Annotated in this window: 14 protein-coding genes; 5 read left to right on the top strand and 9 right to left on the bottom strand. The window is 61.5% G+C overall.

Translation table 11 applies throughout. The annotated features are described in order from the left end of the window. Window positions 1-80: 80 nt before the first annotated feature. Together ACP15N_RS09865 and ACP15N_RS09860 are read left to right on the top strand one after the other, a co-directional pair. Window positions 81-1,283, top strand: a complete 1,203-nt coding sequence (locus tag ACP15N_RS09865; RefSeq protein WP_425092073.1) for a pyridoxal phosphate-dependent aminotransferase — start codon at window positions 81-83, stop codon at window positions 1,281-1,283. Between the two features lie 4 nt (window positions 1,284-1,287). Continuing rightward, on the top strand, window positions 1,288-1,701 hold the full coding sequence (locus tag ACP15N_RS09860; protein WP_425092072.1) for a hypothetical protein: 414 nt from the start codon (window positions 1,288-1,290) through the stop codon (window positions 1,699-1,701). 9 nt (window positions 1,702-1,710) lie between these two features. On the opposite strand, the gene ACP15N_RS09855 is transcribed toward ACP15N_RS09860, so the two are convergent. The 6 genes from ACP15N_RS09855 to ACP15N_RS09830 all read right to left on the bottom strand — a co-directional run bounded on the left by ACP15N_RS09855 (window position 1,711) and on the right by ACP15N_RS09830 (window position 7,594). Beyond that, the gene (locus tag ACP15N_RS09855) at window positions 1,711-3,072 is read right to left on the bottom strand and encodes an MATE family efflux transporter (RefSeq protein ID WP_425092071.1); all 1,362 of its coding nucleotides are present in this window, start codon (window positions 3,070-3,072) and stop codon (window positions 1,711-1,713) included. A 41-nt stretch (window positions 3,073-3,113) separates the two neighbouring features. Next, complete coding sequence (locus ACP15N_RS09850; RefSeq protein ID WP_425092070.1) at window positions 3,114-4,070, bottom strand: nickel/cobalt transporter; 957 nt, start codon at window positions 4,068-4,070, stop codon at window positions 3,114-3,116. Continuing rightward, window positions 4,058-4,729 (bottom strand): DUF1007 family protein, encoded by a 672-nt coding sequence (locus ACP15N_RS09845; protein ID WP_425092069.1) that lies wholly within the window; start codon window positions 4,727-4,729, stop codon window positions 4,058-4,060. The genes ACP15N_RS09850 and ACP15N_RS09845 overlap by 13 nt, the downstream gene beginning before the upstream one ends. Window positions 4,730-4,786: 57 nt before the next feature. Beyond that, window positions 4,787-5,737, bottom strand: coding sequence for a polyphosphate kinase 2 (ppk2, locus tag ACP15N_RS09840; RefSeq protein WP_425092068.1), 951 nt, complete (start codon window positions 5,735-5,737; stop codon window positions 4,787-4,789). A 151-nt stretch (window positions 5,738-5,888) separates the two neighbouring features. Continuing rightward, on the bottom strand, window positions 5,889-6,674 hold the full coding sequence (locus ACP15N_RS09835; protein ID WP_425092067.1) for a VPLPA-CTERM sorting domain-containing protein: 786 nt from the start codon (window positions 6,672-6,674) through the stop codon (window positions 5,889-5,891). Between the two features lie 224 nt (window positions 6,675-6,898). Next, the gene (locus ACP15N_RS09830) at window positions 6,899-7,594 is read right to left on the bottom strand and encodes a VPLPA-CTERM sorting domain-containing protein (protein ID WP_425092066.1); all 696 of its coding nucleotides are present in this window, start codon (window positions 7,592-7,594) and stop codon (window positions 6,899-6,901) included. A gap of 368 nt (window positions 7,595-7,962) precedes the next feature. On the opposite strand from ACP15N_RS09830, the gene parE reads away from it, so the two are divergent. Beyond that, window positions 7,963-9,924 (top strand): DNA topoisomerase IV subunit B, encoded by a 1,962-nt coding sequence (gene parE / locus ACP15N_RS09825; RefSeq protein ID WP_425092065.1) that lies wholly within the window; start codon window positions 7,963-7,965, stop codon window positions 9,922-9,924. 4 nt (window positions 9,925-9,928) lie between these two features. Here the strand turns inward: parE and ACP15N_RS09820 are convergent, their stop codons facing one another. Continuing rightward, window positions 9,929-10,369: a collagen-like triple helix repeat-containing protein gene (locus tag ACP15N_RS09820; RefSeq protein WP_425092064.1), complete on the bottom strand. Its 441-nt coding sequence runs from the start codon at window positions 10,367-10,369 to the stop codon at window positions 9,929-9,931. A gap of 677 nt (window positions 10,370-11,046) precedes the next feature. Here ACP15N_RS09820 and ACP15N_RS09815 point away from each other — a divergent pair. Beyond that, window positions 11,047-11,250 (top strand): hypothetical protein, encoded by a 204-nt coding sequence (locus tag ACP15N_RS09815; protein WP_425092063.1) that lies wholly within the window; start codon window positions 11,047-11,049, stop codon window positions 11,248-11,250. 21 nt (window positions 11,251-11,271) lie between these two features. Here ACP15N_RS09815 and ACP15N_RS09810 read toward each other — a convergent pair whose 3' ends face one another. Continuing rightward, window positions 11,272-11,679 carry a c-type cytochrome gene (locus ACP15N_RS09810; RefSeq protein WP_425092062.1) on the bottom strand — a complete coding sequence of 136 codons (408 nt, stop codon included), beginning with the start codon at window positions 11,677-11,679 and terminating at the stop codon, window positions 11,272-11,274. 25 nt (window positions 11,680-11,704) lie between these two features. Further along, the gene (locus ACP15N_RS09805; RefSeq protein WP_425092061.1) at window positions 11,705-12,097 is read right to left on the bottom strand and encodes a c-type cytochrome; all 393 of its coding nucleotides are present in this window, start codon (window positions 12,095-12,097) and stop codon (window positions 11,705-11,707) included. Window positions 12,098-12,212: 115 nt separating this feature from the next. Between ACP15N_RS09805 and ACP15N_RS09800 the strand changes: the two genes are divergently transcribed. Continuing rightward, on the top strand, window positions 12,213-12,647 hold the full coding sequence (locus ACP15N_RS09800) for a DMT family transporter (protein ID WP_425092060.1): 435 nt from the start codon (window positions 12,213-12,215) through the stop codon (window positions 12,645-12,647). Window positions 12,648-12,673 lie beyond the last annotated feature (26 nt).

Below are 12,673 nucleotides of genomic sequence, written 5' to 3'. Positions count from 1 at the left end.
CTTTTCCTATTCTGGCTTGATCGCAGCCGGAGCCGCGCCTAGAAGTTGTGCGCCGCAACTGCCAACCGGAGTGCCTTGAAATGTCCTTCCTGTCCACATCGCTCGCCCGGGTCAAACCGTCGCCCACGATTGCCGTGACCAACAAGGCGCGCGAACTCAAGGCAGCCGGCAAGGACGTGATCGGCCTGGGTGCGGGCGAGCCTGACTTTGACACGCCGGAAAACGTCAAGGCTGCCGCAAAAGCGGCGATTGATGCGGGCAAAACGAAGTATACCGCTGTCGATGGCATCCCCGAACTCAAGGAGGCGATCTGCGCCAAGTTCAAGCGTGACAACGGCTTGGATTACACGCCCGAGCAGGTCAGCGTCGGAACGGGTGGCAAGCAGATCCTGATTAACGCTTTGATGGCCACCCTGAACCCGGGCGACGAAGTGATCATCCCTGCGCCCTACTGGGTGAGCTATCCGGACATGGTGCTGTTGGCAGGTGGCGAACCTGTGATTGCCGAAGCCTCCATGCAGACCGGGTTCAAACTGACCGCGGACCAGCTTGAGGCAGCAATCACGCCCAAGACCAAATGGTTCATCTTCAATTCGCCGTCCAACCCGACCGGCGCAGGCTATACCCATGCCGAACTCAAGGAACTGACCGATGTCCTGCTGCGTCATCCGCATGTCTGGGTGATGACGGATGACATGTACGAGCACCTCGTTTACGGCGACTTCGAGTTTTGCACGCCTGCGCAAGTAGAGCCGAAACTGTATGACCGCACGCTGACCTGCAACGGCGTGTCCAAGGCCTATGCCATGACCGGATGGCGCATCGGCTACGCTGCCGGTCCGAAGGACTTGATCGCCGCGATGCGCAAGATCCAGTCGCAAAGCACGTCGAACCCCTGTTCGATCAGCCAGTGGGCCGCGGTCGAGGCGCTGAACGGCACACAGGACTACATCCCCACCAACAACGCGACCTTCCAGCGCCGCCGCGACATGGTGGTCGATATGCTGAACGCAGCCGAGGGGATCAGCTGCCCGATGCCCGAAGGCGCGTTCTACGTCTATCCGTCCATCGCCGGATGCATCGGCAAGACTTCGGCCGGGGGTGCCAAGATCAGCGATGACGAAGCCTTCGCCACAGCGCTGCTCGAAGAAAAAGGCGTCGCCGTGGTGTTCGGTGCGGCCTTCGGACTCAGCCCCAACTTCCGCGTCAGCTACGCCACATCGGACGAAGCCCTCAAGGAAGCCTGCACCCGGATCCAGGATTTCTGCGCATCGCTGAGCTGATCCGGTGTCCCTGTCGCTGCCCGACCTGTACTTCCGCATAAAGGAAAACGGCGCATCGGTGTTCCGCGTGGTGACTGACACCCGCCAGAACCGCATGGACCTGGTGCAGATCGCCAATGCCAACGTCCGTAACGGCGAGATCCGGCCGCAGGGCGGAGAGACGCCGACCGCCGAAGAAGAGGCTGAAATCCGCGCCTGGATCGAAACCCGGCGCGCGGACCTTGCGGCGCGCCATCTTCAGGACATCGACCGTACGATCGACTTTCTCAACCTGTCGACCCAGTGGGCGCAGTCCAAAGCCACCGAAGACGACCTAGAAGCGGTCAGCGACCGCCTGCTTCTGGCGATGCATGACTTGCGGACAGTCATCGTGCGCAAGAAAGCGGACCGCCTGATGAAAGAGCGTGACGACGGATAGGTTGGCAGATCAGGCGGTCTGGGCCTGCCAGCCTGCCGCCGCCCAGAACCGCCACATCAGCGTGATACCCGCCAGCGCAAGACCTGTCACCAACCCCAGCCAGATGCCATATGGGCCCAGTCCGGTGTGGAACCCGAGCAGATAGGCCACCGGAAATCCCACAGCCCAGTAGCTGAACGCTGCATAAACCATAGGCACCCGCGTATCCTGGACCCCACGCAACAGGCCAAGCGCCATAACCTGCGCGCCATCGGCAAATTGAAACAGCGCCGCCATCGCCAGAAGCCCGACGCCAAGCGCTACGATCTCGGGCTTGAGCGGATCGGTGGGCGAGATAAAGAGCCCGATCAGAAATTCCGGCACGCTCAGGAACAGAGCGATCGTCAGACCGGCAAACACCACCGACATGAAAATCGCGGCACGGCCGCCGCGTTTCAAAGCCTCGATATCCCCCTGCCCCAGCGCGCGGCCGGCCCGAACGGTCGCAGCCTGGCTCAAACCGACATGCACCATGAATGTCAGCGCTGCAAGGTTGAGCGCCACGCCATGGGTTGCCAATTCCAGCGTCCCGATTGCCCCCATCATCATCGCAGATACCGCGAACAGCCCGCTCTCGGCAAAATTCGTCACGCTGATCGGGGCCCCAAGACGCCAGACCTCGGCGAAAATCGGCCAGTCCGGACGCCATACTCGCGTAAACAGATCATGCTGGGGAAAGTGCCTCCGCGCATACAGCACGAGCGCGACGAGCGAAGCTGTGTGCAAGGTCAGAGTTGCAATGGCCGCGCCGGCAAGGCCCATCTCGGGCGCGCCGAAATTTCCGAAAATCAGTGCATAGTTCAGCAGCCCGTTCAAAACGGCTGCACCCACCGTCACCCATAAAATGACCGGCGTGTGCTCTAGCGCCGACAGGTAGCCCTTCAGCACCATCACCAGCAACCCCGGAACAATCGCCCAACCGGCGATCCGCAAATAGCCCTGCGCGTCTGCCGCGGTCTTCGGCGCCTGCCCGATGGCAACGAGCCAGCCTTCGGACCAGATCATCATTGGCAGAACAGCGGCAGCAAACAAAAGCACCAGCCAGAACCCCATGCGGGTGACGCGGCGAATGCGCACCTCGTCCCCTTCGGCCGCGGCCTTGGACACCATGGGCATCACCGCCCATGCAAACCCGGACCCGACGATCAGCAGCGCAAAGAAAACCGAGGAGGATGCCAGCGTCACCGCTGCGAGCGCCTCGGCGGAATACCACCCCAGCATGACCGTGTCCGTCGCACTGATGGCAATCTGCGCCATGTGACTGCCGATCAGCGGCAGACCCAGCACCAGGATCGCACGGACATGCTGCGGATATGAAAGAGGTCCGACCATCCTGCCGCCTTAGATCACCGGACCGCGTCGGGCAAGATCGCTCAGAGCGCACTTTGCATCAACCCGAAGGCAAGCGTCGCGATCAGCATCCCGACAGTCAGCTCGATCACCGGCACCGCCCGCGCCACACGGGTCCAGCCGCCCGCTGCGGAGACTGCACTGTCACGCAATCCGGTCGACGCGAACGCCACCACCGCGGTCACGGACCCGGTGCCCAGAGCCATCGCCACCACGCCGGCAAGAGCCGCAGCTTGCAAGTCCAACCGCCAGCCGAGGATCAGGACGAAAATCGCCCCGGTGCACGGACGGATCGCCACGACGGCGATCAAGGTCGCCAATTCCCGCAGCGACCGGGCTTTCGCGACATCCTCGGGCGCCGGTGCATGGGCGTGGCCGCACGTCGGGCACGCCGCATCGTCAGCGTGAGTGGCATGGTCATGGGCATGATCATGGCCGTGGCGCGCGTGGTGATCAGTATGGGGCGTTTCGTGGTGGACCGCCGCCGCGCGGCCTGTCCACATCGCGCGCGCCCCGCGCCAGACCAGCCAGAGCCCCAGCAGACACACCGCCGCATAGCTCGCGGGGGCGAGCCAGTCATCGGCCGCGGCGCTCATCGTCCGGGCAGAGGCCTGCAACACCCAGACCCCCACATACACGAGCAGAACCGCCGTCGCCGCCTGTGCCAGACTGGAGAGGAAGGCCACCACGGACAGGCGCAGTGGACTGACCCGCCGTGCCAGACCATAGCCCCCGATCACAAGCTTGCCGTGCCCCGGCCCGACCGCATGGGCAAATCCATAGGTGAAACACGCAACAAGCAAGGTTGTCAGCGCACCGGGCTCCCCCGCCCGCAACGCGCGCAAGCCACGGGCCAGAGCGCCCTGCACCTCGCGCTGCACAGATTGCGCCCAGTAGAGCAACCCGTCCCAGCCGCCAGTCCAGAGCCATGCCCCGACCGCCACAAAGGCTAGGACAAACACGACGCTCAGGGCGCGCATGTGACCCGGACCTCTTCGGCGAAGAACTCGCCCACGGGCGGGAAGTCATCTTCGAGAAACGCGTCCTCGCTGCCCATGAACTCGCGCAGCGCGTCCCGCAGCCGGTCGCCCGCCGCTTCGAAGTCCGGGACGAAAACCTGTGACTGGCAGGACTCCGGCGCATTCTCCATCCGCGTGGGCAATGTCAATTGGTACGCCGTGTAATACGTCGGATCGTAGACTTGCAGGATGGCGGGCTCTGCCGCAACCTCGATCCGATCGGGCAACGCGCGCAAATGGGTCGTCACGATCCGCCCATCCTCATACGCCGCGTCCCACTCCAAAGGCTCGGACAGCGCGATCTGCACCCCGTCGAGCATCAGGTACGCATCGCCCTCGTACCCCTCAATCCAGTTCATATCGAATCCGGACAGGTCGGCCTGCTCCGCCTCGGTCAACTTGCCATCGAAATCCGGATCAAGCCCGCGTTCTTCGACAATCAGCAGCGAATACAATTCGTCATACGCCCAGACGATACGCACGGCACCCAACCGGCCGTCTTCATCAAAGACCAGCGTGACACCGGCATCGATGAAAATATGCGGATGCGCCTCTGCCCGCCCGACAAGCGTTGCAGCCAGCAGGGTCAGGCCAAGAAAAGCGCGCGCAAGATGTCCCATGCCTGACATCTAAGGGAGCCGGTGCGCGCGCTCAATCCTTTCGGTCCGCGTTCGGCGTTATTTCACCTTGCGGGAGTCGGGGTGCAACGAGGTACCCAGAATGTGCTCGGCGCTGTGAACCACGTGGCTTGCGCCCCCCACGAGCAACGGATCGGGCGGCGTTGCAATTGACAGGTCCTTGTCCGGGTAGTCCAGAGTGGACAGGAAATGCTTCATGCAATTCAGGCGCGCGCGCTTCTTGCAGTTGGACTTCACGATGGTCCAGGGCGCGTCCGCAGTGTTGGTATAGAAGAACATCGCCTCTTTCGCCTCGGTGTAATCGTCCCACTTGTCGAGGCTTGCCTTGTCAATCGGGCTGAGCTTCCACTGCTTGAGAGGATCCGTCTCCCGGCTCTTGAACCGGCGCAACTGCTCCGCGCGTGTGACGGAGAACCAGTATTTGTAAAGTCGGATGCCGGACCGGACGAGCATCCGCTCGAAATCGGGCGTCTGGCGCATGAACTCCAGGTACTCGTTGGGGCTGCAGAACCCCATGACCCGCTCCACACCCGCTCGGTTGTACCAGGACCGGTCGTAGAAAACCATCTCACCGGAGGTCGGCAGATGTTCCACATAGCGTTGGTAATACCATTGCCCGCGCTCTTCGTCGGAGGGTTTGTTCAGCGCCACGACCCGCGCGGCACGCGGGTTCAGATGCTCGGTGAAGCGTTTGATCGTGCCGCCTTTGCCCGCTGCATCACGGCCTTCGAACAGCATGACGAACTTTTGCCCGGTTTCCTGGGCCCAAAGCTGGACCTTAAGCAACTCTGCCTGCAATTGCGCCTTTTCGGCCTCATAAACGCGGCGGGCCAGCTTGCGGCGATACGGGTAACGGCCGGTCTCGAACGCCCGCCGGATCGCCTCGGGCGTCGGAGATGTCGATACGATCGTCTCCGCGGGCGTCTCTGCGGGGGATTCGGGTTTGGCCGGTACAGCGGCGTCTGGCGAAATGGCGCTTTGGTCGTTCATGATGGGCTCCCGGGGGTTGTCATTCTGCGCCCAAATACCAGACCTGCGCCCGCCGCGCTTTGAGGCGTATCAATACCTGTCACAAAACATACATAAAAAGGCCGGGTGCATATTGCACCCGGCCCCAAGGCCAGCATGGCTGGTGCTCAGATCAGGATTTGCGGCTTCGGGCCACGCCCAGTGCGCCCATGCCGGCCAACAGGAATGCAAGGCTTGCGGGCAGCGGCACCACGTTGACCATTGCCCCGTCGATGCCCACGCCGTCGTTGATGCGCAGGCTCGCATCATCGGCGTTGGAGGTGAAGTTACCGACGGTGATGGACGCGCTGGAGACCACCTGGCCGAAGTCGACCACGACATAGGCAACATTTCCGTTGCCCAGCTTGGCGGCCCCGGTGTTGCGCTGCTCGAACACCGCGCCGTCGCCGGTTTCAATCCGCAGGAACGCACCGGTGTCGGACCCGTCGATCAGGGCAAACATCAGCTTGTCGAAGCTGCCACCCACATCGGTCTTGTCGACCTCCCAGGTGAATCCGAACGTGTCGTTGGAGTCGAGAAACCAGTTCCCGTCCTCAGGCCACACATTTGTGCGCCCATAGACCGAGCCGTCGCGCAGCGCGAGGTTGGTTCCGGTGTTGCCGGGCAGGTTCTTGACCGTGCCTCCGCTGCCAACACCGCCCTGCAGAACAGAGAAGCTCCCGACATTTGTCTCGAAAGGCGAAGCTACTTCCCCTTCGATCGAGCCGGAGCCACCGGGCCCGAGGTTTTCGAAATCTTCACCGACGAAGGTGCCTGCACCGATCGCGGCTCCAAAATCCGTCTGAAAATCACTGACCTGATTTTTCCCATACACGGTTACGTCGATCACCGTGGATGCACCGGCCGCTGTGGCCAGAACGGATGTCGCTAGAACTAGGGCTGCTGCTTTGCCGAACATTGGCTGATCCTCATTAACTCACGATGGGATCGCTACGGCATCCGGGAAAATGTGTCAAAAACAAGAAGGTTTAAGTGACGCGACGGAACAAAATACTGCGTTGTCCGGGGGGATTGTCGTCAATCGCGCGCCAGTGTGGTCACGAAGCAGGTCTGCAGCGCCAGGAAAGTGACGGGCGCACAGCAAGGTGCTGCGCGCCCGGATGTTGCAGGTCTGGTGTCAGGTCAGCTCTTCCGACGCGCGCGCATCGTTCCAAACGCGCCCAGACCACCGAGCAGCAGCAGCAGGCTTGCCGGAACCGGTACGGACGAGACCGCCATCGCCGAGACGTAGGAGTTCGGACCGGTCACGCCGTGTAGCGTGAAGCTGTCGCCGAGGCTCAGCTTGAACCCGAGGTCAATCTTGACGTCCCCGGTGCCGGACACGGAGTCGGACACCATCTGCGCTGCGCCATAGGTCGTCCCGTTGATCATCCACTCGGTCGTCAGGGGCATCTTGCCGTCATGGTTAGAGTTGATCCAGATCGACTCGATGATCATGTCGGAAACGGTTGCCTTGAAGGTCAGCGTCTCGAAGGTGGTCGTCAGGCCGTCATCGCTGCCGGGATTACATTGATTGGTCCCGCCAGACTGGGTCTGGTTGACAGCCGATGCTGATTTCGGGTCCTTGCAAACCCCCATCCCGGCATTGCCGGCGTCGAAATACACGAACTGCTCGGCATCGTTGTCGTCACTCGCACTTGCCGTGATCTTCAGGTTCGGTCCAGCAAACAGGCTGGAGGTGTTGAATTCCGAATAGATGGACTCTCCGGTCCCACCACCGGGTTCGGCGGCTGCCTTGAAATCGTATGTCGCCGCAGATACCGCGCCGGCAGACAGGGATACCGCTAACGCCGCGACTGCAAAAATCTTGGTTTTCATTGGGGCCTTCCTTTACGCAAAAATCACTCTTCACATCTTCAATATTACCACAGATTAATCATTTGCCCTCGATTTCTGCCTTATTTCTGACCGTTTTGAGAACGAAAGATGCCGGATTTTTCTCCCTGAGGGAGAGTGCGGCATGGCCAGCTCCCCCTCAAGAAGGGTTTCGCTTTTCACTGCCGATCGCACTTAGAATCACCGGGGCGCGCGCGACACGCACCGCCGCAGCGCAGAAATCCCGCCACCGGGATCGCCGCGAGACGCCCGTCTGCGGGGCGCACGCAAGCCCGCCCTGAGTTGCCCACTTCCCTCGCCCTCCCTTGCCTGCCATACTGCGTGAAACACAAAAATAATGAGCAGCAGCCATGGCCGACGACCTCCTCTCCGCCGCCCCGGACGTGGGCAGCTACGACGCCTCCTCCATCGAAGTGCTCGAAGGGTTGGAACCCGTCCGCAAACGCCCCGGCATGTATATCGGCGGCACGGACGAACGCGCGCTGCACCATCTGGTGGCCGAAGTGCTGGACAACTCCATGGACGAGGCTGTCGCGGGCCACGCCAACCGGATCGAGGTCGAACTGCACGACGACAACTCGATCACCATCCGCGACAATGGCCGCGGCATCCCCGTCGACCCGCACCCCAAGTTCCACGACAAATCCGCGCTGGAGGTGATCCTCTGCACCCTGCACGCGGGCGGCAAGTTTTCGGGCAAGGCCTACCAGACCTCGGGCGGCCTGCACGGCGTCGGCGTCTCGGTCGTTAACGCGCTTTCCGATCACCTGCGCGTCGAAGTCGCCCGCAACCGCACGCTTTACGCGCAGGAATTCTCACGCGGCATTCCCCAAGGCGGGGTGGAGGAGGTCGGACAGGCGCCCAACCGCCGGGGCACCACCGTCACCTTCCACCCGGATGAGCAGATATTCGGCAAGCTGAAGTTCAAACCCGCGCGCCTCTTCAAGATGGTCCGCTCCAAGGCGTACCTCTTCTCAGGGGTGGAAATCCGCTGGAAATCCGAGCTCGACGACGGCGAAACACCGACACAGGCGACCTTCCACTTCCCAGGCGGCCTCGCCGATTACCTTAGCGAACAACTCAAGGGTGCTGCGACTTATGCCGACGCCCCGTTCGCCGGGAAAGTGTCGTTCGAAGAAAAATACAACGCCCCCGGCTCCGTCGAATGGGCAATCAACTGGACCCCTGCGCGCGACGGCGCGATCCAGTCCTACTGCAACACCGTCCCCACGCCCGAGGGCGGCACGCATGAGGCCGGGTTCTGGGCCGCGGTCCTGAAATCGCTCAAGGCGTACGGCGAGTTGGTCAACAACCGCAAAGCCGCCCAGATCACGCGTGAGGACGTCACCACCGGCGGCACCGCCCTTGTCAGCTGCTTCATCCGCGAGCCCGAATTCGTCGGCCAGACCAAGGACCGGCTGGCCACGACCGAGGCACAACGCATGGTCGAAGGGGCCGTGCGCGACCATTTCGACAATTGGCTCGCCGCCGACACCAAGGCCGCAGGCGCTATCCTCGATTACATGGTGCTGAAGGCCGAAGAACGCTTGCGCCGCCGTCAGGAAAAGGAAACCGCCCGGAAATCCGCAACCAAACGCCTGCGCCTGCCCGGCAAGCTGGTCGATTGCTCCGCCACCAACCGCGACGGCACGGAGCTGTTCATTGTGGAGGGCGACAGCGCGGGCGGCTCGGCCAAAATGGCACGGGACCGCAAGACCCAGGCCCTGCTGCCCCTGCGGGGCAAGATCCTGAACGTGCTGGGGGCCGCGTCGTCAAAGCTCGGCTCAAATCAGGAGATCAGCGACCTCACCCAGGCCCTCGGCGTCGGCCTCGGGGCCAAGTTCAATGTCGAGGATCTGCGCTACGACAAGATCATCATCATGACTGACGCGGATGTGGACGGCGCGCATATCGCCTCCCTGCTGATGACGTTCTTCTTCACCCAGATGCGCCCGATGATCGACCAGGGGCACCTCTACCTCGCCTGCCCGCCGCTCTTCCGCCTGACGCAAGGGGCCAAGCGGGTCTATTGCCTCGATGAGGTCGAGCGTGACGACTGGCTCGAAAAAGGCCTCGGCGGGAAGGGCAAGATCGACGTCAGCCGGTTCAAGGGTCTGGGGGAGATGGACGCCAAGGACCTCAAGGAAACGACGATGGACCCGGCCTCCCGCAAACTGATCCGCGTCAGCATCGACGAGGACGAGCCGGGCGAGACCGGCGATCTGGTGGAACGGCTGATGGGCAAAAAGCCCGAGAAGCGGTTCGAGTACATCCAGCAGAACGCGCGGTTTGTTGAGGAGTTAGATGTTTGAGTTTTCATTCCACGCAAATTGCCGAACAGCTGCACGCGCCCTCGACGCTTTTAGCTGTCGTTAGTTTCAGCAACCATTTCGGTTGCTTATGTTCAATGGAACATACGCAAGCCTGTTGTTGATGAGACTCTCCTGCCGTAGCCAATGCGCAAAATAATTGTTCTCCAAGATCACGTTCTTTGCTTTCTGGATTACTCTTACTAGACACCAAATCAAATATTTCTGCTTTCGGCTCCCAAGATGGGCCTACGTCGCCGGGATCACCTTTTTTGCCTTGCTGTCCTTGTTCACCCCTTTCTCCACGAAAGGCTTCGTTTTCAGCCATTCGCGAAACCAGTACTCTTCTGCGGTTTTCGTCGTTTACGATTAGAGTAGCTACTTGCTGTACTTGCTCGTCTTTAACCACGCCGCCAATTAAATTCATTGAACTCAAAGCAAGAAACATGATTAAAGCTCCAAGCAAAGACGTGGAGACACCGATAATGATTTTTTCTAGCAAAACTCACCTATAGATTGATTCGAATGATTTAATGCTAAGTTCGGGCTGCGATTGTTAGCTAGCGATTTCTTACCGTGAGCCAGCAAAAGATCGCACATCGACCCGCGCCCGCCTCAGTCAGCGTTCGACCGTAGGAGAGTGCTGCTCTTCGCGTTGTGTAGCACGCAGAAGCTTCGCCACCTCCAAGACTTCGGTCGTTCGAACCCGGAGCTGTCCGCGGACAGTTTCAAAGGCGGTTCTAATTATTCCCTCCACAAGAGTGCATCCACACGTCCGTAGGGCGGTTTGAGCGCTGCGCTGCGCCGCCGCCGGGCGGTACAGTTGGCCGGTGTGGTTCATTTAGTCGACCGAACGTGTCGACGACCGGCGCGGGAACGACTCACCCCATCACCCCGCCAAACCCGCACCTCAAACCGGCCTCAGACACCGCCCGGTTGTTTCGCAGAACCCACCCAATCCGCTACGAAAACACCATTGTTTCCCGCGGTTTCGGAACATGACGGAAGTTCGGCGGATTCCCTGCCCTCGGGCCTCGCACCCGCCGCATTTGCCGCGAAATGACCCGTCCCCGTGACCAATTTGGACACTGCCTCCGACCAAAGTGATTAACGGAGGTATTGAGTATGCAAATAGTACTTTCTTCGACGATCCTTGGTGCTTTCTTCGGCACCCTTATCGCAGTGGCGAGCCTCTTTTTCGGGGCGACGTTCAGCCTTGCGGGCTTCATCTATCTTGGCACAGCGCTGTCGGCCATGGCCCTCAGCACCGCCGCCATGATGCTCCGCAAGCGGGACGGCGACCAGAACGGACCGCTCGCCGCGGCGTAAGACCTCACAAGGCCTGCAGCGTCAGCGCTGCAGGCTCTTGAGGTACTCCACCACCTCCACCATCGTTTCACTGGTCAGGATCGGTGTGCCCGTCTCGCTGTCGAGTGCTCCGGCCTGTCCCTCGAACACCGGTCCGAAAATCGGCATCGGCCCGCCATGGCCCAGCACCGGCACCCGCCCGTCGATCTGCGCCACGACCCGACTGATCGGAAAGACCCCGTCATTGTCCGCGCTCAGCCGCGTGATGTCGGGCGGCTGGATCGTCAGGACCTGCGTCATCGGCCCATCCCCGCGCCCTTCCATCCCGTGGCAGGTCACGCAATAGTCGCGAAACACCTGCCGCCCGACCTCGGACGCCTGTACGACAACCGGGGTCACGGTCAGGATCGCCGCCGCGATAACACGGGATGCAAAGGATAGCTTGGTCATTCCGATCTCCTTTAAGATGGCAATGTCAATTCTGCATCGCCTCAAGGTAGTAGACAAGCGACAGGATCTTCCCACGGGTATAGAGCGGCGCACCATAGGGGCCGGGGTTCGCCGCCTCCTGGTCGAACAGCGCCCCGTAGACCGGCATCGGCCCGCCATGGCCGCGCAGACCTGTGCGCCCATCGATGATGTGGATCACCTCCAGCATCGGGAACATGCCGTCATTGTTTGCGCTCAACTGCGTCAAGTCCGGGATCGGCATCGAGATGATCTCGGACATCGCGCCATCCCCCTGTGCCTCCAGACCGTGGCAGGCCGCGCAATAGGTCGTGTAGGTCTCCCGACCCGGATCGGGCTCCTGCGCCAGTACCGGCGAGGCGAGCGCAAGGATCATGGCTGTCAGTGCAATGGGTTTCATGTGTCTCCCTCCCAAAAGAACCACCAGAAAATGCACTGAACAGTTTTGGTTAGAGTCAGGGGTGCCGCATTGATATACATCAAGAAAATCCGCGCCCTGTCAGGAGGCCCTTGCCATGTATGTCCACGCGCTCGTGATGCTTGCCGCCGGGATCGGTATTCCGTTGCTGGCCGCCCTGAACGCCCGGCTCGGGGCGAATATCGGCGCACCGGCCACGGCGGCGGTTGTGCTGTTTCTGGTGGCGCTTGCCGCGGCAAGCGTGGTGACGCTGGTGACGGGCGCCAAAGGGGTCGCGGCGGTCGCGGCCCAGCCCAAGCATCTGTTCCTCGCCGGCGTGCTGATCGCCTTCTATGTGATCTCGATCACGTATATCGCGCCCAGTTTCGGGGTCGGCAACGCGGTGTTTTTCGTGCTGCTGGGGCAGTTGATATCGGCGGCGGCGATAGACCATTTCGGATTGTTCGGCGCCCAGCCCACACCGTTGCAGCCAACCCGTGGCATGGGGATCGCGCTGATGGCGGCGGGGGTTTTCCTGACCCAGCGCGCCTGACCTTGCGCCCGCGCGCGCTACCTCTC

The organism is Tropicimonas sp. S265A, assembly GCF_049800835.1.
Classification (GTDB): domain Bacteria; phylum Pseudomonadota; class Alphaproteobacteria; order Rhodobacterales; family Rhodobacteraceae; genus Dinoroseobacter.
This window is presented reverse-complemented; position numbering and strand designations above follow the sequence as displayed.

Coding starts and splice junctions, on each gene's coding strand:
- ACP15N_RS09865 (WP_425092073.1), top strand. CDS start 81: ATGTCCTTCCTGTCCACATCGCTCGCCCGGGTCAAACCGTCGCCCACG.
- ACP15N_RS09855 (WP_425092071.1), bottom strand. CDS start 3,072: ATGGTCGGACCTCTTTCATATCCGCAGCATGTCCGTGCGATCCTGGTG.
- ACP15N_RS09850 (WP_425092070.1), bottom strand. CDS start 4,070: ATGCGCGCCCTGAGCGTCGTGTTTGTCCTAGCCTTTGTGGCGGTCGGG.
- ACP15N_RS09845 (WP_425092069.1), bottom strand. CDS start 4,729: ATGGGACATCTTGCGCGCGCTTTTCTTGGCCTGACCCTGCTGGCTGCA.
- ppk2 (WP_425092068.1), bottom strand. CDS start 5,737: ATGAACGACCAAAGCGCCATTTCGCCAGACGCCGCTGTACCGGCCAAA.
- ACP15N_RS09835 (WP_425092067.1), bottom strand. CDS start 6,674: ATGTTCGGCAAAGCAGCAGCCCTAGTTCTAGCGACATCCGTTCTGGCC.
- ACP15N_RS09830 (WP_425092066.1), bottom strand. CDS start 7,594: ATGAAAACCAAGATTTTTGCAGTCGCGGCGTTAGCGGTATCCCTGTCT.
- parE (WP_425092065.1), top strand. CDS start 7,963: ATGGCCGACGACCTCCTCTCCGCCGCCCCGGACGTGGGCAGCTACGAC.
- ACP15N_RS09820 (WP_425092064.1), bottom strand. CDS start 10,369: ATGTTTCTTGCTTTGAGTTCAATGAATTTAATTGGCGGCGTGGTTAAA.
- ACP15N_RS09815 (WP_425092063.1), top strand. CDS start 11,047: ATGCAAATAGTACTTTCTTCGACGATCCTTGGTGCTTTCTTCGGCACC.
- ACP15N_RS09810 (WP_425092062.1), bottom strand. CDS start 11,679: ATGACCAAGCTATCCTTTGCATCCCGTGTTATCGCGGCGGCGATCCTG.
- ACP15N_RS09805 (WP_425092061.1), bottom strand. CDS start 12,097: ATGAAACCCATTGCACTGACAGCCATGATCCTTGCGCTCGCCTCGCCG.
- ACP15N_RS09800 (WP_425092060.1), top strand. CDS start 12,213: ATGTATGTCCACGCGCTCGTGATGCTTGCCGCCGGGATCGGTATTCCG.